Origin of the sequence: Burkholderia ambifaria AMMD, assembly GCF_000203915.1 — a bacterium.
GTDB lineage: Bacteria > Pseudomonadota > Gammaproteobacteria > Burkholderiales > Burkholderiaceae > Burkholderia > Burkholderia ambifaria.
The window spans coordinates 1,841,224-1,863,559 of the sequence record NC_008391.1; the positions used below are offsets into that span (position 1 = coordinate 1,841,224).

General features: G+C 67.6%; 18 protein-coding genes. 9 read left to right on the forward strand and 9 right to left on the reverse strand.

Annotation, left to right across the window (positions count from 1 at the left end; genetic code table 11):
- Positions 1 to 17: 17 nt before the first annotated feature.
- Entirely contained in the window at positions 18 to 2,000 is a 1,983-nt protein-coding gene (gene prpR, locus BAMB_RS24225; RefSeq protein ID WP_011659787.1) for a propionate catabolism operon regulatory protein PrpR, read from the forward strand.
- Between the two features lie 52 nt (positions 2,001 to 2,052).
- On the opposite strand, the gene BAMB_RS24230 is transcribed toward prpR, so the two are convergent.
- The gene (locus tag BAMB_RS24230) at positions 2,053 to 2,700 is read right to left on the reverse strand and encodes a CGNR zinc finger domain-containing protein (protein WP_011659788.1); all 648 of its coding nucleotides are present in this window, start codon (positions 2,698 to 2,700) and stop codon (positions 2,053 to 2,055) included.
- A gap of 99 nt (positions 2,701 to 2,799) precedes the next feature.
- Here BAMB_RS24230 and BAMB_RS24235 point away from each other — a divergent pair, with 99 nt between their 5' ends.
- Positions 2,800 to 3,183: a VOC family protein gene (locus BAMB_RS24235; protein WP_011659789.1), complete on the forward strand. Its 384-nt coding sequence runs from the start codon at positions 2,800 to 2,802 to the stop codon at positions 3,181 to 3,183.
- Between the two features lie 195 nt (positions 3,184 to 3,378).
- Here the strand turns inward: BAMB_RS24235 and BAMB_RS24240 are convergent, their stop codons facing one another.
- A complete protein-coding gene (locus BAMB_RS24240; RefSeq protein WP_011659790.1) occupies positions 3,379 to 4,227 on the reverse strand; it encodes an ureidoglycolate lyase in 849 nt (282 codons plus the stop codon).
- 659 nt (positions 4,228 to 4,886) lie between these two features.
- Here BAMB_RS24240 and BAMB_RS24245 point away from each other — a divergent pair.
- Positions 4,887 to 5,711 (forward strand): IclR family transcriptional regulator, encoded by an 825-nt coding sequence (locus tag BAMB_RS24245; RefSeq protein ID WP_041491551.1) that lies wholly within the window; start codon positions 4,887 to 4,889, stop codon positions 5,709 to 5,711.
- 88 nt (positions 5,712 to 5,799) lie between these two features.
- The gene (locus BAMB_RS24250; RefSeq protein WP_011659792.1) at positions 5,800 to 6,351 is read left to right on the forward strand and encodes a hypothetical protein; all 552 of its coding nucleotides are present in this window, start codon (positions 5,800 to 5,802) and stop codon (positions 6,349 to 6,351) included.
- A 700-nt stretch (positions 6,352 to 7,051) separates the two neighbouring features.
- On the opposite strand, the gene BAMB_RS24255 is transcribed toward BAMB_RS24250, so the two are convergent.
- The 5 genes from BAMB_RS24255 to BAMB_RS24270 all read right to left on the reverse strand — a co-directional run bounded on the left by BAMB_RS24255 (position 7,052) and on the right by BAMB_RS24270 (position 12,817).
- Entirely contained in the window at positions 7,052 to 9,409 is a 2,358-nt protein-coding gene (locus tag BAMB_RS24255; RefSeq protein WP_041491552.1) for a GNAT family N-acetyltransferase, read from the reverse strand.
- A gap of 571 nt (positions 9,410 to 9,980) precedes the next feature.
- Positions 9,981 to 10,277 (reverse strand): H-NS histone family protein, encoded by a 297-nt coding sequence (locus tag BAMB_RS24260; RefSeq protein ID WP_011659794.1) that lies wholly within the window; start codon positions 10,275 to 10,277, stop codon positions 9,981 to 9,983.
- Between the two features lie 103 nt (positions 10,278 to 10,380).
- Positions 10,381 to 10,665, reverse strand: a complete 285-nt coding sequence (locus BAMB_RS34370) for a hypothetical protein (RefSeq protein WP_012367057.1) — start codon at positions 10,663 to 10,665, stop codon at positions 10,381 to 10,383.
- A 61-nt stretch (positions 10,666 to 10,726) separates the two neighbouring features.
- A complete protein-coding gene (locus BAMB_RS24265; RefSeq protein ID WP_011659796.1) occupies positions 10,727 to 11,254 on the reverse strand; it encodes a BON domain-containing protein in 528 nt (175 codons plus the stop codon).
- Positions 11,255 to 11,275: 21 nt separating this feature from the next.
- Positions 11,276 to 12,817 (reverse strand): sigma-54 interaction domain-containing protein, encoded by a 1,542-nt coding sequence (locus BAMB_RS24270; RefSeq protein ID WP_011659797.1) that lies wholly within the window; start codon positions 12,815 to 12,817, stop codon positions 11,276 to 11,278.
- 326 nt (positions 12,818 to 13,143) lie between these two features.
- On the opposite strand from BAMB_RS24270, the gene BAMB_RS24275 reads away from it, so the two are divergent.
- Positions 13,144 to 14,547, forward strand: a complete 1,404-nt coding sequence (locus BAMB_RS24275) for a GntP family permease (RefSeq protein ID WP_011659798.1) — start codon at positions 13,144 to 13,146, stop codon at positions 14,545 to 14,547.
- Positions 14,548 to 15,058: 511 nt separating this feature from the next.
- Positions 15,059 to 15,310, forward strand: a complete 252-nt coding sequence (locus tag BAMB_RS24280) for a DUF4148 domain-containing protein (protein ID WP_011659799.1) — start codon at positions 15,059 to 15,061, stop codon at positions 15,308 to 15,310.
- 48 nt (positions 15,311 to 15,358) lie between these two features.
- On the opposite strand, the gene BAMB_RS24285 is transcribed toward BAMB_RS24280, so the two are convergent.
- Both BAMB_RS24285 and BAMB_RS24290 read right to left on the reverse strand, forming a co-directional pair.
- Positions 15,359 to 16,954, reverse strand: coding sequence for a thioredoxin family protein (locus BAMB_RS24285; protein ID WP_011659800.1), 1,596 nt, complete (start codon positions 16,952 to 16,954; stop codon positions 15,359 to 15,361).
- A 333-nt stretch (positions 16,955 to 17,287) separates the two neighbouring features.
- Positions 17,288 to 17,788 carry a GNAT family N-acetyltransferase gene (locus tag BAMB_RS24290; protein WP_011659801.1) on the reverse strand — a complete coding sequence of 167 codons (501 nt, stop codon included), beginning with the start codon at positions 17,786 to 17,788 and terminating at the stop codon, positions 17,288 to 17,290.
- Positions 17,789 to 18,339: 551 nt separating this feature from the next.
- Between BAMB_RS24290 and BAMB_RS24295 the strand changes: the two genes are divergently transcribed.
- The 3 genes from BAMB_RS24295 to BAMB_RS24305 all read left to right on the forward strand — a co-directional run bounded on the left by BAMB_RS24295 (position 18,340) and on the right by BAMB_RS24305 (position 22,325).
- Positions 18,340 to 20,661: a phosphocholine-specific phospholipase C gene (locus BAMB_RS24295; RefSeq protein ID WP_011659802.1), complete on the forward strand. Its 2,322-nt coding sequence runs from the start codon at positions 18,340 to 18,342 to the stop codon at positions 20,659 to 20,661.
- A gap of 238 nt (positions 20,662 to 20,899) precedes the next feature.
- A complete protein-coding gene (locus BAMB_RS24300) occupies positions 20,900 to 21,169 on the forward strand; it encodes a hypothetical protein (protein WP_006760823.1) in 270 nt (89 codons plus the stop codon).
- Between the two features lie 163 nt (positions 21,170 to 21,332).
- Entirely contained in the window at positions 21,333 to 22,325 is a 993-nt protein-coding gene (locus BAMB_RS24305) for a DedA family protein/thiosulfate sulfurtransferase GlpE (RefSeq protein ID WP_011659803.1), read from the forward strand.
- Positions 22,326 to 22,336 lie beyond the last annotated feature (11 nt).

Below are 22,336 nucleotides of genomic sequence, written 5' to 3' on the forward strand. Positions count from 1 at the left end.
GCGCATAATCGATCGCCATGGACCTCTCCTCGACCAAGCCCGTCGGCCCGGCCGACCGCACGGTACGCCCGCGCATCTGGGCGATGGGCATCAGCCGCCTGCGCGACCTGTTTCGCGAGATCGCCGGTGAATTCGACGAACGCGCCGACGTGCGCATCGTCACGCGGGCCTACGAAGACGCGCTGAGCGCGATCGCGGAAGCCGGCACCGCGCGGCCCGACGTGATCGTCGCGGCCGGCTCGAACGGCGGCTTCCTGAAAACGCGTGCGCAGGTGCCGGTGGTAGTCGTGTCGCCGACCGGCTTCGACGTGATGCAGGCGCTCGCGCGCGCACGGCGCGACGCGTCGCGGATTGCCCTCGTCAGCGCCGGCGAGACGCCGCCGGAGGTGCGCCGCTTCGTCGCCGCCTACGGCCTCGACGTGCAGTTTGCGTCATATCAGTCCGCTCAGGAAGCGGAAGCCTGCGTGCACGACCTGCACGACCGCGGCATCGAGACGATCGTCGGCCCCGGCCTCGTCACCGATCTCGCGGCGAGTGCCGGCATGGGCGCGGTGTTCCTGTATTCGCACGCGTCGGTGCGCAAGGCGGTCGAAACGGCACTCGAAGTCGCGTACGCGACGCACGCCGAGGCGTTTCGCCGTCAGCGCCTCGACAACCTGTTGCAGCACCTGCGCGACGGCGTGGTCGCGCTCGACGCGCGCGGTCACGTCGAGGCGATCAACGAGCGGCTCGCGTCGGCGCTCGGGGTCGAACCGGCGGCGGCCGTCGGCCGCGCGCTCGTCGACCTGCGGCCCGAGCTGCGCACGCTGCGCGGCGAGGATGGCGACGCGCTCGCGACGGTGCGCGGCGTGCGCTACGTCGTGCATCGCGGGCCGCTCGTCGATCGCGGCGTCACGTCGGGCAGCGTGCTGACCTTCCAGGAATCGCGCGCGGTCGAACGGCTCGACCGCGCGCTGCGTTCGCAGCCGAATACGCAGCAGTTCGCGGCGCGCTACGCACTCGACGACGTGGTCGGCGCGTCCGCGCCGATGGCGCGCGTGCGCGACCTCGTGCGCCGCTACGCGAAATCCGACGCGACCGTGCTCGTGCTCGGCGAGAGCGGCACCGGCAAGGAGATGATCGCGCAGAGCCTGCACGCGCTGTCCGTGCGGCGCAGCTATCCGTTCGTCGCGATCAACTGCGGCGCGTTTCCGGAAGCGCTGCTCGAGAGCGAGCTGTTCGGTTATGAGGAAGGCGCGTTCACCGGCGCCCGGCGCGGCGGCAAGACCGGGCTGTTCGAGGCCGCGCACCGCGGCACGCTGTTTCTCGACGAGATCGGCGAGATGCCGCCGTCGCTGCAAAGCCGACTGCTGCGCGTGCTGCAGGAGCGTGAGGTGATCCGCCTCGGTTCGACCGAGCCGATCCGCATCGACGTGCGCGTGATCGCCGCGACGCACCGGCCGCTGCTCGCGGCCGTCGAAGCCGGCACGTTCCGCGCGGACCTGTATTACCGGCTCAACATCCTGAACATCGGCCTGCCGCCGCTGCGCGAGCGCGCGGCCGACATTCCGGCGCTCGCGGCCACGCTGCTCGTGCAGGCCGCGCGGCGCGAGCCGCGGCTGGCCGAACGCGTGCGCGAGGTCGACGACGCGATGCGCGTGCTCGGCGCGACGCAGGCGACGCTCGCCCGCTACCGCTGGCCCGGCAACGTGCGGGAATTGCAGAACGTGGTCGAGCGGATCGCGGTGGAACTGGCCGAGGAAGTCGACGAGCAGGATCCGGGCGCCCCGTGCGCCGCGCTCGCGCCCGACGCGCTGCAGGCGATCGCGCCGGAGTTGTTCGCGACACCGCCCGAGGCCGCCGATCCCGACGACGCGCAGACACTGCAAGCACGCCGCCGCCGCGCGGAAGCCGACGAGATCCGCGCGGTGCTCGATGCGTGCGGCGGCGACCGCGATCGCGCGTGTGCGATGCTGGGCATCAGCAAGACGACGCTGTGGCGGAAGCTTTCGGCGAAGTAGGTTCGGGGCGGGATGTGCGTCCGGGGCATGACGCGCTGAACCCGCGCCGGCGTCAATCGGCCTTGTGATAGTGGCGATATGCCTTCGCGCGATTGCCGCACGACGACATCGAGCACCAGCGGCGGCTACCGTTCTTGCTGTCGTCGATAAACAGCCACTGACAGGCGTCGTTCGCACAACGCTTGACCTTCGCCAGCCGCGCGCTGCCCAGCAGGTCGGTCGCCGACCACAGCACCGGGCTCAACAGCCCCGCGAGCGTCGCGCCCGCACCCCCGATCCGCCACCCATAGCCGCCGTCGATCCGCGCGAGCGCGACGCGCGGCGCCGCTTCCGCCAGAAAGCCGCCCAGCAACGCGAGATCGTCGGCGTGCGGCTCGCGCCGCTCCGCTTCCGCGAGAAAGAGCCGGTACAGCGCCTCGCGCAACGCGAGCGCGCGCGAGAGCATTGCCGGCTCGTCATCTTGTTTCTCTTCTCCTGCACGACATGCGTCGGCCAGGCCAGCCGGCACGCCCGCCTGCTCGCGGCACCACGCGAACAGGTCGTCCAGCGTGCCGAACGTTTCGGTCGGCGCGTCGGTGCCGCGCCAGTACAGCGTGTTCGCGAAATCGATGCTCAACGTGTCGGACGGCGCCGGAATCAGGCAGTCCGTCGTGACGGAAGGTTGCGTCTTGTTCATGCCGCGATCGTATCTAACCACCATGCCGGTTGACAAGCGCGGGGACGCTTTCTAACATAACCGGCATGGTGGTTAAAACAGCTTTGCCGCACCGATGTCCCCCTTCAGTTCAAGGAGCCAAAGATGATCGATCACCTTTCGTTCGGCGTTGCCCACATCGACCGCAGCCGCGCGTTCTACGACAGCACGCTCGGCGCGCTCGGCTACAAGCGGCTGTATAGCGACGACGGAGCCCTCGGCTACGGCACCACCGAACCGGTGTTGTGGTTGCAGCACGCGGCGCGCCCCGTCGCCGCCGATCCCGAGTCGGGGCTGCACGTGTCGTTCCGCGCGGCGTCGCCGGTGGAAGTCGATGCGTTCTACCGGGCCGCGCTGGAGCACGGCGGCCACGACAACGGCGGGCCGGGCAAACGCGAGCGCTACGGCCCCGGCTATTACGCGGCGTTCGTCGTCGACCCCGACGGGTATCGGCTCGAAGCCCATTGCGAGTTGGACAACGTCGTCTGAGCCGCTTCGTACGGACGCGGATGAACGACAAGGGCCCGATTCCGCATTGCGCGGAATCGGGCCCTTGTCTTTGCTGCATCGGTGTTCAGTTTGCGACAGTCGCCGCTGGCGACTAAACGATGCGATCGGACCGCGCGGCGGGTGGCGAGGCGTGGCGGCCGGTTGCACCGCCCTGCGACGCGCGCGAGCGAGCGCTTACCGCGCGTTGCGCGTGCTCTGCAGCTGCTCGCCGAGCCCGTCGATCCCGAGGCGCACCGTCTGACCGGCCTTCAGGAACACCGGCGACGGCTTGATCCCCATCCCGACGCCCGGCGGCGTACCGGTCGTGATCACGTCGCCCGGTTGCAGCGTCATGCACGTCGACAGGTAGGCGACCAGCTGCGCGACGGTGAACACCATCGTGCGCGTGTTGCCGTTCTGATAGCGGTGACCGTCGACCTCGAGCCACAGGTCGAGGCGCTGCGGATCGGGCACCTCGTCGCGCGTGACGAGCCACGGGCCGATCGGGCCGAACGTGTCGAAGCCCTTGCCCTTGTCCCACTGGCCGCCACGCTCGATCTGCCATTCGCGCTCGGACACGTCGTTGACGACGCAGTAGCCGGCGACGTAATCGAGCGCACGCGCTTCGTCAACGTCCTTGCACGTCGTGCCGATCACGACACCGAGCTCGACTTCCCAGTCCGTCTTCACGGAGCCCTTCGGAATGTCGATGCCGTCGTTCGGACCGCAGATCGAACTCGTCCACTTGCCGAATACCACCGGCTCCTTCGGCACCGGCATGCCGGCTTCGGCTGCGTGATCGGCATAGTTCAGACCAATGCCGATGAATTTGCCGACACGCCCGACGCACGCGCCGATGCGCGGCTCGCCGGACACGAGCGGCAGCGTGGCCGGGTCGATCGCGCGCAGGCGCGTGAGACCGGCGTCGGACAGCGCGTCGCCGGCCAGATCCGGCACGTGCGCGGACAGGTCGCGAATCCGGCCATTTGCGTCGAGAATGCCGGGCTTTTCCTGGCCGGACGGGCCATAGCGAAGCAGTTTCATCGTGCTCAACCTCTGTTGTCGAATGGGACAGGATACCGGCCGACGCAGCCGCGTGCGGCCACGCGCCGGACTGAATGTCGATCGTCGATGACGCGCGTCGGCGCCATATCCGGCACACCGTTCGACACGCGAGACTCGCGCGGGCGCAGCGATCGCGGCGTCGCACCGAAGTGCGACGCGCATCGAACGGGCGGCCGCCGGTCTGCGCATCGGCGACGACGGCCCGGTATCCGCGGCATGTACCGGCCTGAGCGGGCCGGCTTCACGCGCGGCCGCGCCGTCGCTGGCCCGCTGCTCTTTGTACCATCGGCGGCCCGCCGTGAAATGGCGCGCGACGGATACCGACTATTGGTGCGCCTGCGGGTGTTGCATCGCAGCATCCGGGGCGCGAGTGGAGAACGGCAGGGTGTCGGACGGCGCCGGTGCGTTGTCGTCGGGGCACGAATACACAATATTCGTTGCGACCCTGTCATCGAAAAGCGTGGTTGATCCGTTCTTGTTCGGTAACGATCGGTAAAAAGACGCTGCATTACACACTAAAAGTTTGTTGTTAAGCTCGCGCGGACGGCCGTCAGTACCGCATGCGGCTTCTCGAATCCGCGTGTGAAGCCGGCCAGCGTGCGTCGCCCACCGATTGGCCATTCCCGGACTTCCTACTCATGACGCAAACGACCACTGACCCGCTCCCCGGCAGCGACGCACGGGAGTCGATGGGTGCAGCCGACCGCTATCGCGCGCCCGCGCTCGACAAGGGTCTCGACATTCTCGAACTCCTGTCGGAACAAAAGGAAGGACTCACGCGCACCGAAATCACGAAGGAGCTCGGACGCAACGCGAGCGAGATCTACCGGATGCTCGAACGTCTCGTTGCGCGCCGCTATGTGATGCGCTCGAGCGGCGGCGACCGCTACACGCTCAGCCTGAAACTTTTCGCGCTCGCGCACCGGCATCCGCCGATGAACCGGCTGATCGCCGAAGCGTTACCGCTGATGCAGCGCTTCGCCGACGCCGCCGAGCAGTCGTGCCACCTAAGCGTCTACGATCGCGGCAACCTGCTCGTGATCGCGCAGGTCGACGGCCCTGGCGCGTGGGGCGTGTCGGTGCGGCTCGGCTCGCGCGTCGGGCTCGCCGACACGGCGTCGGGGCGGGTGATGCTGTCGTTCCAGGGCTCCGAGCAGCGTGCGCACATGCTGGCCGAGCATCGCAAGGTCAAGGGCGAAACGCCGATCAACGAACAGGAACTCGCCCACGCGTGCCAGTCGATCCGGCAGGCCGGCTATGTGCGCCAGGACAGCCGCCAGGCGTACGGCGTCACGGATCTGAGCGCGCCGATCCTCGGCCCGTCCGGCCAGGCGATCGCGGTGCTGACCTGCCCGTACATGCGCCGGATCGACGCGCACACGACGCCGTCCGTCGATGTGGCCGTTGCAGGACTGCGCGATACGGCCGGTCAGTTGTCGATGTGCCGCGTGGAAATCGGCTGAACGTGCGGGCGCCGCACGCCCGGCGCTACGCTAGAATAGCGGCCCTCTCAAAAACTACGGCGGCCGGTTGTCACGGCCGTCGTGTCCGATGGATGTCATGGCCAAACTTCTGAACGATCAAGAATTCCAGCGTTTCTCCGAACTTCAGCAGAAGCAGGCGAGCTTCACGATCACCGCCGAGGAAGCGGACGAGCTGCGCGACATCGTCGCGCGCGCCCAGAAGAAGCGCGACGATCGTGCCGCAGCGATGCTGGCGATCGAGAACTACATCGAGCAGTTCGGCATCACGCCCGACGAACTCTTCTCGCCCGAGCAGATCGGCGACGCCGCGCGCACCTACGGCCTGATCACGGCCACCAAGAAGGAACGCACGCTGCCGCCGTCAATCACGTTCAACGGCAAGCCGTACCAATGGACCAAGACGCTTCCGGACGACGTGCGCGGCGCGCTGTTCGACGCGTTTACGTCCGGCGAATCGGTCAAGCGCTTCATCGCGATGCCGAAGGACACCGCGCGTTGCGCACTGACCATCGCCCGCCTCGAGCGCGAAACCGGTGGCGTTTATGCGGACGCGCACCTCGAAGAACTCGCGATTTCGCGTGACCAGGTGAACGACGCGGCGTCGAAACTCGCCGCGTAAACGCTGTCGCGGGCACGGTTCATGCGTGCGCGCACCGGCGCGAACGCCGGCAAAGGCTGGCGCCGCGCCGGGTGGAGCACTCCGTTCGCAGGCTCCCGAAAAGTCTCACCGAAGCGTCCCGTAAGCGCTCACCCGGGCATCCCGTAAAAGCTCACTTAACGCTCCCGGAGAGGCTCATCGCCCCTCCCGAACGTCCTCACCGACACCTCCCGCAGACGCTCACCGCCCCTTCCCGGAAAGGCTCACCAGGGCTTCCCGCAAGGGCTCACCGGCCGTTCCCGGGAAGGCTCACCGAGTGCTCCTGTATCGGCTCACCCAGCCGCTCCCGGAAAAGCTCCCTCACGGCTCCCGAAAAATCTCACCTTTGTTTTGATTCCAATGCTGCGGGTGCAAATGCGGGTGCCAGCACGCCGCGCTATGCCGTCCGAATCGGCGAAATGCGAAGGCCATCGACGCGCGCCGCTCGCCCCGCCCGCCGCGGATGCTCCGACTCGACGCTAGCGCCTTTCCTCACTGGTCACGGAGCGTCGCATCGCTTCACGGATTCGATCGAACGCGCCGAATGGTCTGCATTGCGAACCGTGAAGAATCCGCGCAACGGCGGCTATGCGTCACGCCACAACGCCACAACTCCACATCATGCGTTCCGCGTTGACGGCGCACGCTATCGCCGCACGTTCGCGCACCCTCGCCCACGCGACTACGATTGCAGCTTCATCCTGAACCCGACCACGCCGGGTTCCTCCGTCGTCGACACCGCGAAACCGCATGACTTCGCCAGCGAAATCATCGCGGTGTTCTCGCGCAGCGCCTCGCCGATCATCCATGCGGTGCCGCGCGATCGCGCGTAGTCGATGATGCAGCTCATCATCAGCCGCCCGAGGCCCTTGCCCTTCTGATCGGGCCGCACGGCAATCGCGAACTCGGCCGTCTCGTTGTCCGGATCGGCGACCGCGCGCGCCACCGCGAGCGTGTGCGACCGGCCCGACACGTCGGTAAACGACACGATGAAGGCCATTTCACGGTCGTAGTCGATCTGCGTCATGCGCGCGACTTGCGAATGATCGAAGCTGCGCACCGCACCGAAGAACCGCATTCGCAGATCGTCGGGCGTCATCGCGCCGAGCAACTCGTTGTGCGCTTCTTCGTCTTCCGGACGGATCGGACGGATCGTCACGGTCTCGCCGCGCCATTCGAGCGTCTGCTCGAGATGACGCGGATACGGCATGATCGCGAGCCGGCTGCGCCCCGCCGCCAGCGTGAGGCGCGGCGCGATGATGTATGCGCGGTCGGACAGCACGCGCAGCGTGATCGACATCGCGACGACCTCGCGCACGTCGCAAACGACCTGCGACAGCGCCGTCAGCGCATCGAGCGTGGGTTCGACGGGCGCACGGCGCGCGTAGGGCGAGCGCTCCATGACTGCGCGGGCGAGCACCGTATTCAGCGGCGGTAGCCCGTACACGATGAATGGCGCCGATACGCCGTCGGCCGGCGGCACGGCATAGCGGAATACCGGACCGAAGTTCGAATCGTCGTACATGTCGACCGTGATGTCGACGACCCTGGCGGCCGCCGACGCGTCGGCCGGCTCACTGTGCATCCCGAAGTGAGCGAGCCAGCGCAACGCCGCATCGCCCGCCAGTTCATGCTCACGGGCCTCGACCATTCGGCGAGCCTCGGCCTGCGCGGACGCGACGCACTCGAGTGGCTGCAGCGGCGTGCCCTCGGGCGTCTGCATCAGCAACTGCCGCCCGAGGTTGTAGTCGACCAGCCGCGCGTATGCGCGCGCAAGCCGCTGCGGCGTGGTGTACACCGGGATCCCGTTCGCGTGCAGGGCGTCGCGCGTCGCCGCGTCGACAGCACCGAAGAAGCACGCGAGGATGCCGCGGTATGCGTATTGCCGCGATTCGATCAGCGTGCGCGCAACCGCCTCGGCCGGCGCGCTGTGGGACGTCGAATGCACGACGAACAGCGCGCCCGTTTGCGGAAACGGCGCGAGCGCCTTGACGGCCGCGCCGAAATGCTCGGGACGCGCATCGTCGCCGAGCATCAGCGGATTGCCCGGCCCGGCGAGATGCGGCAGCGCGGCCGCTACCGCCGACGTCGCCGCTGCCGGCCAGTCGGCCAGCACGTCGCGCACCTCCGCGACCGCATCGCCCGCAAGCTTCGCGACGCCCGCGTCGCTCGTCACGAGCGTCGCCGCGCCACGCGCGGTGACGCGACCGACGCCGAGCGTCTCGATCTCGTCCAGCAGATCGTCGAGCGCATCGACGCGCACCATCCCCGCACGCTGGAACGCCGCCGTGTAAAGCGCATCGCCGGGGTCGGCGCGCCCCGTGCGCAGCGCGAGCACCGGCTTGTTGCGCGCCGCCGCGCGCGCTGCCGACATGAACTTGCGTGCGGCACATACGGTGTCGAGCTCGAGCAGGATCGCGCGCGTGCCGGGATCGCTGGCGAGGTAGTCGAGCACGTCGCCCGCATCGACGTCGGCCTCGCTGCCCAGCGCGACGACATGCGAAAAGCCGAGGCCACGCGCATCGGCCCAGCCCAGTACCGCGTTCGTCAGCGCATTCGATTGCGACACCCAGGCGACGCCGCCCGATCGTGCCGTATAGGCCGGCGCGCCGAAATGCGCATGCCGTGCGGGCGACAGCACGCCGAGACTGCCGGGCCCGACGATACGGAGCACGAACGGCTTCGCGGCCTTGAGCGTGCGATCGAGTGCCGCGCGATCGGCGTCGGTGCGCGCTTCGCCGACGATCACCGCGACGCGCGTGCCGAGCTCGCCGAGCTTGCGCACGATGCCGGCCCACGTGGCAGGCGGCGTGCAGATCACGGCGACCGATGGCGGCGCGGGCAGGCGGTCGACATCGGTCACCACCGCATGCCCGTTCAGCTCGCGGTACTTCGGATTGACGGGCCACACGGGCCCGTCGAACGCACCGTCGAGCACGCGCGCCCACACCATCGCACCGATACTGCCGGCGCGCGACGATGCACCGACGACGGCGACGGACCTGGGCTGGAACAACGCATCGAGATGGCGGACGGTCACATCGACTCCCTGCGGTAACGAAAGACGATTCGACCGGCACACGGAACAGATAGCCACGTGCCAGCCGACGCGAACTCCAAGCATAGGCGAACCCGATGCGGCTGCCTATATGCCGAACGGCCGACTGTGCGATGCGCATCAATGCCCGCAACATGAGCCGGTAACCGACGCCTTCGCGCGACGCAACGAGCGACGGCGACACGATGCGGTCATCCGGTCGCCGCTTCAAAGGTGAGGATTTACAGGAGCCATGGTGAGCAAGTTCGGGAATAGCACGGCGCAGCGTGTCATTACGCGTGAGGTGAAGGCAATCGGCCGTACGTCAGCACCGCGAAGATCGAGCATGCCGATGCGCGCATGCCGCGTCATTGCGCGGTTGTTTACGGGAAATCGTGGCGATATCCGCGCGAATCGCAGCGAATTCGCAAAAAGGTATCCGTTAATCGCGCGACATTGCCGTTTGATTCGCGGCCCCGAATCGCATTGCGGCGACCCAAAAACAAAACGGTGCGACGGCCGCATGGCCGTTCGCACCGTCAGTCAGCGCACGAAAGGTGAGGATTTTCGGGAGTCAGTCCTTGATCAGGAAACGCGCGCGGTTCTTGCCGAGCCACGCCGGCGCACGCCCGCGGCCGCTCCACGTTTCGCCCGTCTTCGGGTTCAGGTACTTCGGCGGCAACGGACGCTTCGGCTTCGCGGCAGCGGCGGCGCCCATCGGAAGAAAACCGAGTTCCTCCGCCGTAATGTCGAACTCCTCGATTTTCGCCCGAATGGCGGCAATCGCATCGGCAATCGCCTTTTCGCGTTCCTTGTCGATCTTTTGCTGAAGTTTTTCGAGCTGCGCAGTCAGTTGCCTGTAGGTCGCCATATGGATGGGACTCCGTGAGTGTTATTCATGAAAAATAGCCGACTCCAAGCGAATAGAAAAGCGCTTCACCCGATCATGATTTCCTCAGCCGGTCGTGACGGGATCAATAACCGCTTTTCTTCTTGCATGCGAAGAGAAGATTTCGCACGGCGTCATCGGTCGATCGCTGGATGACATCGAATTCCCCATTGCAGAGGGCTCGCGCGTTGTCCGTGCAATTGCTCCAGTCGCCCCCGGTGCACTGCACCTGCGTAGTGGGGCGTCCGTCCGAAGTAAACAGTGGCGCCCCGCCGCCGCACCCGCCCAGCCCCGCAACAAGGGCCAACAATCCGGCCCGACACCAATGCGTTCGAGGCCACCGACAGACCGCCGCAAGCATGTGTTTCATTGTTGTTTCCGTCAACCTATTTTTGAATGTCGCGAGTATGCCATGCACTGTCGCACCGCGTTCAGTCAGGTGTCCGCTCGGGGCGTCCGCGCGTCTTGTACGGCACGGCCCGGCGCGGATCGTCGGTGATGCGAACGAATACCTGCTCGACGTCGGGAAGCGCGCCGAGTTCGCGCGCGAGCGCCTGCCGATCGAATGCCGGATCGGCACACCCTTCGACGTAAATGAAGCGCCGCTGCACGGTGATCCACAGGCTCGTGCCGTGCAGACGATCGGTGCCCGCGAAATGCGTTTTGGCCGCCGCGGCGATCGGCGCGTCATACATATAGGAATTCGGTTTCGTGCAGCGGTGGGCGAGCCAGCAGGTGGTCCCGCGCTCGACCCGGTAGTGCGCGTCGTCTTCCATCTCGGCGCGCGTCATCCACGGGCCGAGCGGCAGCGGGCATTCGGCGAAATCCCGCGACAGCACCACGAACGGATCGTTGTACCAGTTGCGCCGTGCCGCGGGTGCATCCGCGTCACTCGACTGCGCGAACGAGGACGTCGCCGCCAGTACGGCCAGCCATCCGGCGATGCCGATTCGCTTCATCGTTGTCTCCTGTCGGGCACTTCACCGGTGCCGCTCATCATGTCCGCGCGCATCCGCCGCCGCTTGCCAACGGTCGATTCCCAGCGCCGCCAGTTTCTTGTAGAGCGTCGCCCGACCGATGCCGATCCGCGCGGCCGCTTCCACCACCTTGCCGTCGCAAGCGACCAGCGCATCGATCAGGAACTGGCGCTCCCACGCGGCCAATGCATCGGTATACGAAACGACCGGCGCACCAGGTGCACCAGGCGCAACCGATGCGTCGCCCGCATCGCGGCCGGCCGACGACGGCGCGACCCGCCCGCCCGCCGGCACGCTGTCGGGCGCCACACGCACTGGCCCGAGGAACGGCGCGAGCGCACGCGCGTCGATCACCGAGCGATCCGACAGCATCAGCGCACGCTCGAGCGTGTTGCGCAGCTCGCGCACATTGCCCGGCCACGGGTACGCGCACAGCACCAGCAGCGCATCGTCGGTCAGTTCGCAGTGTGCGGCGCGGCCGTGCTGCGCGGCCAGTTCTTCCAGCGTCGCGTAGACGAGCGCCGCGATGTCGGACGCGCGCTCGCGCAGCGGCGGCGCGTGAATCGTCAACACGTTGAGCCGGTAATAGAGATCCGCGCGAAAGCGGCCGGCCTCGACCAGCGCGGGCAGGTCGGCCGACGTCGCGGCGATGATCCGCACATCCGCGCGCACGATCCGGTTCGAGCCGACCGGCTCGAACTCCTTGTCCTGCAATACGCGCAGCAGCTTGCCCTGCAGCGGCAGCGGCATGTCGCCGATCTCGTCGAGAAACAGCGTGCCGCGATCGGCCAGCTCGAACTTGCCGACGCGCCCCTTGCGATCGGCACCGGTATACGCACCCGGCGCCGCGCCGAAGAATTCGGTTTCGAGCAGCGTGTCGGGAATCGCCGCGACGTTGACGGTCACGAGCGGCTGGAGCGCGCGCGCCGACGCCGCGTGGATCGCATGCGCGAGCAGTTCCTTGCCGGTGCCCGTCTCGCCGAGCAGCAGCACCGGCGAATCGACCTGCGCCGCGCGCCGCGCCTGCCGCTTGGTTTCGAGGCTCGCGGCGCTCGTGCCGACGAAGCTCGCAAACGTGTATTTCGCTCGGCGCGCCTGTGCGAGCGAACGCTGCGTCGCGATCAGCTGTTGCTGAAGCTGCGCGTAGCGGGAAAAGATCGGCGTGAGCGTCTTCAACTGGTCGAACAGCGCGAAGCCGATCGCGCCGACCGTCTCGCCCGCCTCGTTCTTCAACGGCAGGCGCGTGACGACGAGCGGCTCGCGGCCCGTCTCCATGATGTCGAGCAGGATCGGCTGTCCGCTCGACACGACCTCGCGCATCAGGCTGTTCGGAATCACCGCCTCGCAGTCGAGGCCGACCGCCTGCTGCGGATCGGCGAATCCAAAACGCGCCGCATAACGCTCGTTCATCCACACGACGCGCGCGTCGCGATCGACGACCACCGTGCCCGCGCTCGAATCCTCGAACGTACGAAACAGCGACTCGGCGGCGCGCCGCAGCACGTCGCCGTAATTGACGGGCAGGCGGACCCAGTCGTTCATCATCGTGTCGTCGTCTCCGCATATGCTTGGCCGGATGTCTCCGGAACGAGACGAAGTATCTCATTTTGGAGATACGCCGGAATGCCTTGTCAGGGAAAGCCCTGCTCGATCCGACGGGCTGTCCGGACGGACGGATCGTCTCCAGACGGAGACGTTTTATGTAGAATCTTCAGACATTGGCCGGCGCGGGCCCGCCGGCCTGCGCCGGACCCATGTCCGGCGGCGCAATCCGGCCGATGGCACGAAACCTGCACGAACCCGTCCCGGTCCGCGGCGCGTCCCGCGATCGAACAACAACCAAAGCCATTCCAAGCAATTAGGAGACTCCCTTGTCTTTCGTGATCGTCCTCGCCGCGCTGGCGTTCCTGATGTTCGCCGCGTATCGCGGCTACAGCGTGATCCTGTTCGCGCCGATCGCCGCGCTCGGCGCGGTCCTTCTGACCGACCCCGCCGCCGTCGCACCGGTCTTCTCCGGCATCTTCATGGAGAAGATGGTCGGCTTCGTCAAACTCTATTTCCCGGTGTTCATGCTCGGTGCCGTGTTCGGCAAGGTGATCGAACTGTCCGGGTTCTCCGAGTCGATCGTCCATGCGGCGATCCGCTACATCGGCCGCTCGCGTGCGAATGCGGTGATCGTCGCGGTGTGCGCGCTGCTCACCTATGGCGGCGTGTCGCTGTTCGTCGTGGTGTTCGCGGTGTATCCGTTCGCGGCCGAACTCTATCGCCAGAGCAACATTCCGAAACGATTGATGCCCGGCGCGATCGCGCTCGGCGCGTTCTCGTTCACGATGGACTCGCTGCCCGGCACGCCGCAGATCCAGAACATCATCCCGACCACGTTCTTCAAGACGACGGCCTGGGCCGCGCCCGTGCTCGGCACGATCGGCTCGCTGTTCATCGTCGTCGTCGGCCTCACGTACCTGGAATGGCGCCGCCGTTCGGCGATGGCGAAGGGTGAAGGCTACGGCACGTCGCTCGTCAACGAACCGGAACGCGTCGAAGCGAAGTCCCTCCCGCATCCGGCGCTGGCGATCCTGCCGCTGATCCTCGTGGGCGTGTCGAACTTCGCGTTCACGAAGCTGATCCCGCAGTGGTACGGCGCCGCGTCGTACACGGTCGCGCCGGACGTGCTGCCCGGCGTGCACGCGCCGGTCACGACGTCGATCAAGACCGTCGTCGCGATCTGGTCGGTCGAGGCCGCGCTGCTGCTCGGCATCGTGCTGGTCATCCTGACCGCGTTCAAGCGCGTGAGCGGCCGCTTCGCTGACGGCTCGAAGGCCGCCGTCGCCGGCGCACTGCTCGCCGCGATGAACACCGCGTCGGAATACGGTTTCGGCGGCGTGATCGCCGCGCTGCCGGGCTTCCTCGTCGTCAGCGATGCGCTGAAGAGCATTCCGAACCCGCTCGTGAACGCGGCCGTATCGGTCAGCTCGCTCGCCGGCATCACCGGTTCGGCGTCGGGCGGCATGAGCATCGCGCTCGCCGCGATGTCGGACCTGTTCATCAAGGGCGCGCAGGCGGCCAACATTCCGCTGGACGTGCTGCACCGGGTCGTCGCGATGGCAAGTGGCGGCATGGACACGCTGCCGCACAATGGCGCGGTCATCACGCTGCTCGCGGTCACGGGCCTCACGCACCGCCAGTCGTATCGCGACATCTTCGCGGTCACCATCATCAAGACGCTCGCGGTGTTCTTCGTGATCGCCGTGTACTACACGACGGGCCTCGTGTAAGCCTGTGCATCGGGCGGCGTTCCGCACGCCGCCGCACCTCGGCCGGCCGCATCGACGCGGCCGGCGCTCCGTTCCCCCGCACCCTCTCGATCGCCCTGCATCGCCGCAACAGGCAGCGCAGCGCGACGTCCATCACGTGGCACCTTCCCGGTAGGGCCGCATGCAAATCGGGCGAACCGCCCCGGATCCGCCTCCGCCGATCCGCTCCCCGCCCGACCGGAACCGCCCAACGCCACGCCGCGGCATGGCCCGGACGGCTCGCACGCCTCAGCACCCGCCACGCGCCACGCGCCGCCATCCGCCATCCGCCATCCGCCATCCGCCATCCGCCACTCCCACTCCCACTCCCACTCCCACTCCCACTCCCACTCCCATTGTTACCAACAGCAGAACACTGCGTTGGGAGCGATCGCATTTTTCCCGCGCGTAGCCGGGCCTACACTGTTTTCAACCGCAGCCGCTTCGTCGAACGAAGGCCGGCCGCCCAGTCTGAAACATGGAGGTCCCGATCATGAAGCGCCTGATTCATGCAGTTACCATCGCCCTGGCCGTATCGGCCCCGCTCGCCGCGCACGCGCAGTCGAACCCGCCGCTCACGCGCGCGCAGGTCCACGCCGAAGTGAAAGCGCTCAAGCAAGCCGGCTTCCAGCCGAGCGACTGGTTCTATCCGGCCAGCATCGTTTCCGCCGAAGCGAAGATCGCCCGCGAGCAGAGTGCCGGGTATGGCAGCGATCGCGGCGCGTCGTCGGAGTCGAGCCAGTAATCGCGGCCTCCGCTCCCCCAGCAAGCCCGACCGCAGCCGTTTCCGCCGTTACGCCTTCACCGGCTGAATCAATTTCGCGCATGCCGCTGCCTGCGGATCATCGGCCGGCAGCTTCGCGCATACCCCATCGAACTGCTTCACCACCGACCTGACCGACGCATCGTGCCCGCCGCCGCCGCGCCAGCGGTTCAGTTGCGTGACGACCTTGGTCAGCGCGCGCAGGTTCGCCCCATAAAACGCATCGCGTGTCTTCCCGGCCTGCGCGAGCACGCTCGCGGCGATCGCCTCGATCCGCGCTGAATCGTCCGGCGCCAGCGCGACCGCATTCGCGAAGTAGGTCGCGCCCCAGCGCAGTTTCGTCGCCGGTCCGCTCGCCGAGTCGTACGCCTTCCGGTACCAGTCGAGCACCGCGGCCTTGTCGCCGCGCGCCTTCGCATTCGCGGCCAGTCCGGACATGAAGTAGTACGGCGTCGCCGAACGCGGCAACTCGGCCTTCAGCAAGACATCGGATTCGTCGTACAGCCCTGCGTCGGTCAACGTGTCCGCCCCTTCGCTGACGAGCGCCTGCCGCTCGTACGGATTCGCGGCGCCCTGCACCGATGCCGCGATCTGCTTGCGTGCGGCATCGACCAGCGCCGGTGCGGGGAGCGGCGCGCCGTCGTGCGCGTCACCGCGCGCGAGCAGCACGCGGCCGTGCAGCGCCATCAGGCGGTCGATCGACGACAGCGTCGTGTCGGTCGACAGGCGCGCAAGCGCCGCGTCGTATGCGCCGCGCAGCTTCGCGCGCTGCGCGGCATCGCCGCCGAGGTAGGCGACCACGCGCGCGGGCGCCGCGACGAGCACATCCGAATCGGCCCGCGCCAGCACCGGCTCGCGCAGCACCGCACGCAGCGCATCGGCGAGCGCGGCCTTGTCGAGCGCGCCGGCCTGCGCGGGATCGTCCGAGGCCGCGACCACCGCCGACTTCAGCGCGAACCGCGCAGCGTCCGCCTTCGCGCCGGCTGCGCGCGCACGCTGCGACAGCGTCTGCAGCGTCACCGCGACCCGATCAGGCGGCACCGGCAGCGCGCCGTCGGTGTCCCATGAATAGTCGGCGAGCAGATGCCATTCGTCCGGCGTCAGCGACGCGCCGTTGTTCAGCGCGGTCGAGAGCGTCTGCCGCACCGGGTGCGTGGCCGTCATCCCGAGCGACAGCGCCTGCATGTAGCGATCGAGATCGGCTTCGCCCGGCAGCCGCGTCACTTCGGTGCCGTCCGGGCGGAACAGGATCATCGTCGGATAGCCGTGCACCTTGAAGCGCTCGCCGAGCTTCTGCGCGCTTTCAGTGTCGCCGTCGAGATACACCGGCACGAAGAACGACGAGCGGGTCTTGAATGCCTGCTGGCTGAAGATCGTCGACTTCACCTGATTACACGACGGGCACCACACCGCGCCCCAGTACAGCAGCAGCGGCTTGCCGGTGCGCTTCGCCAACGCGAACGCGGCATCGACGTCGCCCTGCTGCCACGCGATGCCGGGCGGCAGATGCGCGCCGTCGCCCGAAGGACTCGACACGGCAGCGCCCTGCGGCGCGGGGTTGGCGAACGCCGCACCGGCGGCGGCGAACAGGCAGGCGGCAGTCAGGTTGCGGAGAACGGTTTTCATCGAGGCGGGTTCCGTTGAAAGAGACGGTTGCGGGAAGCGGCGTCGCGCGACGGTCGGCGCCGACACGTCAGCGACGGCCGGCCCATGCGTGCGAAGCGGCGAGGCGAAAACACGGCGAAACGACGAAACAACGAAGGGCGTCGGCGGATGGCGCCGCGCATGCCGGAACCGGCCGTGCACGTCGTGCAGGCATCGACGCAAAAAGCCGCGACCGGCAAATCGCTCGACGATACGATTTACGCGGCCGGTTGAAAACGAACGAATTCTCGAATGAATATGACGTGCGGCATCGCCGTGGGCGCAACGATGCACTGCGCTGCGCGCATGCACCCATTACTGCCGCCCCTTGATCCGCGCCATCTGATACACCGACGCATACGCGCCGTCGCGCAGCGCATAGTCCGGCGCCTCTCCCTCGATCCGGAAACCGTGCTTTTCATACAGCGCGATAGCCGCCGGGTTGTCGACGAATACGGTCAACTCAAGCCGCGTGACATTCAGCCAGTTTTCGGCGAGTTCGATGGCGGCGGCCAGGAGCCGGCCACCGATGCCGCGACCATGATGCGACGCATCGACCATCATTCCGAGCGACGCCGCATGACGCCGGCGCGGGTTCTGCTCCGGATGCAGCGCGAGATGGCCGACCACCGCGCCGTCAAGCTCGGCGACGAGGCTCACGCCCTGTTCGTGCAGGCGGTCGAGTCGCTGCTGCCATTTCTCGTGCGACGGAAATGGTTGCTGGAGCGTGTTCATGTACACCGCGGGGTGCGCGACGATTTGCCGAATCGCGTCGACGTCGTGCGTCTCGCTGTGCCGGATCGTGATATCGGTCATGACTGGGTAGAGTCGAAAGTATCGGGCCGGGGCACGTTGCCGCGCGAACGCAACAACGCATCGAGCTTATCCGATTTCACACGAATGAAACATGGTCACAGCGCAACGCGATTCCGTTGCATGCACAACCACACCACATTGCTCCGACCTAACGAAATCGGTAATTTATGACCGATCCAGCCGCCGGGAATCGGTAATTTCAGACCACCACTCCGGCATCTTCTGGGCGCGCCACCAATTAGTTGCGCTCGCAACATCAACACCATCCGCACCGCACGTCATCGCGTGTCATCTGCGCATCACGTCGACGTCATCTGCGCTCCCTAGACTGGGCGCCGCCCCACCCGGCAGTCGCCGGGCACGCGTGGGCCCACATCCTGCCCCGCGCATCACGAGCGTGCGGCACGCAGGATCGCGACAACGGCCGACGCGCCGACACGCACACGCACACGCACACGCATACGCATCGCCAGCCGTCCCGGAAGGGGGACGACGCACGGGCGCAACAGACGAAGTCACGAACGCTCCCATCATCACAGGATCAGAACGCCATGACGTCACGCCGCAAATTTCTTCAGCAAACCGCGACTTCCGGCCTCGCCGCCGCCGCGCTGTCCGCGTTTCCGCCGAGCATCCGCCGCGCGCTCGCGATTCCCGCGTTTCACGAAACGGGGACCATCAAGGACGTCAAGCACGTCGTGCTGCTGATGATGGAAAACCGCGGGTTCGACGGCTACTTCGGCACCTTCAAGGGCGTGCGCGGTTACGGCGACCGCTTCGCGGTGCCGTCGCCGAACGGCCGCGACGTGTTCCACCAGACCTACACGAAAGCAACGCCCGCGACGACCATCACGCCGTACCACCTCGATGCGCGCCAGGGCAACGCGCAGCGCGCGGGCGGCACGCCGCACACGTGGGCCGACTCGCAGGCCGCGTGGGACCATGGCCGGATGAACCGCTGGCCGGACGCGAAGACGCCGCTGTCGATGGGCTATTACGACGCGGCCGAAGTGCCGTTCCAGCGCGCGCTCGCCGACGCGTTCACGCTGTGCGACCACTACCACTGCGGGATGCACACGGGCACGATCGCGAACCGGCTGTTCTACTGGAGCGGCACCAACGGCCCGAACGGCATCAACCCGGCCGACGGCAGCCGCGTGAAGCTCGCCGCGCTGAACAACCAGTTCAACGGCGGCAACGACATCGGCCCGTCGAGCCAGGGCTGGACGTGGACGACCTACGCGGACCGGCTGCAGCAGGCCGGCGTGAACTGGAAGGTCTACCAGAGCCTGATCGACAACTTCGGCTGCAACGAGATGATGAGCTTTTGCCACTGGCGCGCGGCCATCGAGCAGATGCCGGCCGCACGCCGGCCCGCGTACGTCGCGTCGACGGACATCACGCAGCCGGTGACGGCGGCCGGCGCGTTCTACGATCCGGCGATCGACGATCCGTTGAGCCCGCTCGCGAAGGGTTTCGGCAACACGATGCCGCATGGCTTCCTCGAAACGTTCCGTGATGACATCCGCAACGGCACGCTGCCCGAGGTGTCGTGGATCATCCCGCCTTCCGTGTACAGCGAACATCCTGGGCCGTCGAGCCCCGCGCAGGGCGCGTGGTACGTGCAGGCGGTGCTCGACGCGCTGACCGCGAACCCGGACGTATGGAGCAAGACCGTGCTGCTGATCAACTACGACGAGAACGACGGCTTCTTCGATCACATGCCGTCGCCGGCCGTGCCGTCGCGCAACGCGGACGGCTCGCTCGCGGGCGGCCATACGCTCGCGGCTGCCGACGTGGCCGTCGAGTATCACGACTTCGCGCCGGCCACGTCGAGCCAGCCCGCGGCCGACGGCCGTCCGTACGGCCCGGGCCCGCGCGTGCCGATGTGGGTCGTATCGCCGTGGAGCCGCGGCGGCTGGGTCAACTCGCAGGTATTCGACCATACGTCGACGCTGCTTTTCCTCGAGAAGCGCTTCGGCGTGGTCGAGCCGCAGATCAGCGCGTATCGCCGCGCGGTGTGCGGCGACCTGACGAGCGCGTTCAACTTCCGCACGCCGAACAACGAACCGCTGCCGACGCTCGCGGGCCGCACGACGAAAAGCCAGGTGGACGCACTGAGCGCCGCGCAGCAGGCCGCGCCGAAGATCACGCCGCCGGCCACGCCGTCGCTGCCCGCGCAGGCCACCGGCGTGCGCCCGTCGCGCGCGCTGCCGTACGAGCTGCATGCGAGCGCGCAGGTCGATGCCGGCAAGGGCACCGTCACGCTGAAGTTCGCGAACACCGGCCGCGCGGCGGCGGTGTTCCACGTCTACGACAAGCTGCACCTCGACCGCGTGCCGCGCCGCTACGTCGTCGAGCCGGGCAAGGCGCTGCGCGGCGACTGGGCGGCGCTCGCCGACGACAGCGGCAAATATGACCTGTGGGTGCTCGGCCCGAACGGCTATCACCGCCGCTTCACCGGCGACCTGGCCCGGCTGGCCGGCGGGCGGGCGCCGCACCCGGAGATCCGGGTCGGCTATGCGGGCGCGAGCGGCAATCTGCATCTGCGGCTGCGCAACGACGGCGGCAGCCCCGTGCGCTTCACGGTGAAGTCGAACGAGGTATACGGCGCGCTGTCCGGCCGCGGCGCGAACGACGATCACCGCCACGGCCACGAGAACGACAACCGCGCCGGCACGACGTGGACCGTCACGGTGCACGCCGGCAGCCAGTCGGAACTGCACTGGAAGCTCGACTCGACCGGCCACTGGTACGACTTCGTCGTCACCGCCGACAGCGACGCGAGCTTCTCGCGCCGCGTGGCCGGCCGCGTCGAAACGGGCCGCCATTCGGTCAGCGACCCGGCGATGGGGCTCGCCGACCGCTTCTGACGGCACCCGCGCCCGCCCGGCCCGATTCCCGGCCGGGCGCCGGGCGCGGCAAGGCCCGATCCGGCTCAAACGCCCGCCCGGCGGGCCTCAAACATCAGAAGGATGGGTGGTACAACCCTCTTTTCGAGCCCACGAAAATGCTCCGTGTTACGGCCTGTTCGCGTTAAACTTCGTCAAGCTGCATTCAACAACGACATCTTCGCCAATCTGGCACACACACGACACGAGGATAGGTTCGATGCGCACTACCGGCTCATCCGGGGCAATGACCCTGCTCACCGAACACGACCCGGCCGACGGCCGCGAACTCCGCTCGCTCAGGCTCGAATCGACCAGCGACGGCAAGAGCGTGCTGCTGATCGAGATCGACGAACGCAAGCCCGGCATTCACCGCGAGGTCCGCTACGAGATCACGCCGGCCGAACTGATCGCGGCGATCCGCTCGCACGGCGCCGAGCTGCCCGGCGAAAACCACGGCGCCGCATCGCTCGCCCGCACCTCTTCCTGAAGTCGAACGGTGAGCCGCGTGCAACGCCTCGGCTCACCGTTCTGCCCGCATCTCCCTGCCGCTGTCAGGCGCTTTCCGTCATTCCCCGACGCACGGTTGAAAATGGCCGATAATCGGCCCATCTGTGTAGTCTCCCCACGCGCTTCCTTTTCGGCCAGCCGTCATGCTCCGTGACCTCGTCGCCCAATACGGGCCGCTTCTCGTGTTCGCCAACGTACTCGCGGCGGCCATCGGCCTGCCCGTGCCGGCGATGCCGACGCTCGTGCTGTTCGGCGCGATGGCCGCGATGCATCCGGCGATGATCGGCTCGCAGCTCGTGACGGTGCTCGCGCTGTCGGTGCTCGGTGCGCTGATCGGCGACACCGTGTGGTACGTCGCCGGGCGGCGCTACGGCGGCACGACGCTGAAAACGATCTGCCGGCTGTCGCTGTCGCGTGATACCTGCGTGAAGAAGACCGAACGTTTCTTCGGCCGCTACGGCGTGCGCGTGCTCGCGGTCGCCCGCTTCATTCCGGGGCTGTCGCTCGTATCGGTGCCGATGGCCGGCGCGCTCGGCACGCGCTATCGCACGTTCGCCGGCTACGATGCGCTCGGCGCCGCGCTGTGGACGATCGTCGGGCTCGTCGCGGGGCTCGTGTTCTACCGGCAGATCGACTGGCTGTTCGCCGGCGCGGGCCGGCTCGGCCGCGCGGTGCTGCTGGTGATCGTCGCGCTGCTGGCGATCTATGCGGCCGTGCGCTGGATGCGCCGCCGCGCGCTGATCCGTCAGCTCGCGAGCGCGCGGATCGGCGTCGACGAGCTGGACCGTCTGCTGACTGATGCGTCGGCGCCCGTGGTGCTCGACGTGCGTTCGCCCGAGCACCGCAAGCTCGACCCGTTCACGATTCCCGGCGCGCAATTCGCGGACGAGCGGCGCATCGACGACATCGTCTCGCGCTATCCGCTCACGCAGAAGTTCGTCGTGTATTGCTCGTGCCCGAACGAAGTGACGGCCGCGCTGATGGCCAAGCGCCTGCTCGACGCAGGCTTCACCGATGCGCTGCCGCTGCGCGGCGGCCTCGATGCGTGGCGCGACACCGGCCGCCAGCTCACGTCGCTGGTGGAAGAGGTACCGGCTGCGAATGATCCGGTGGCGGGTTTGCACAAGCCGGCCTGATCGAACTGACG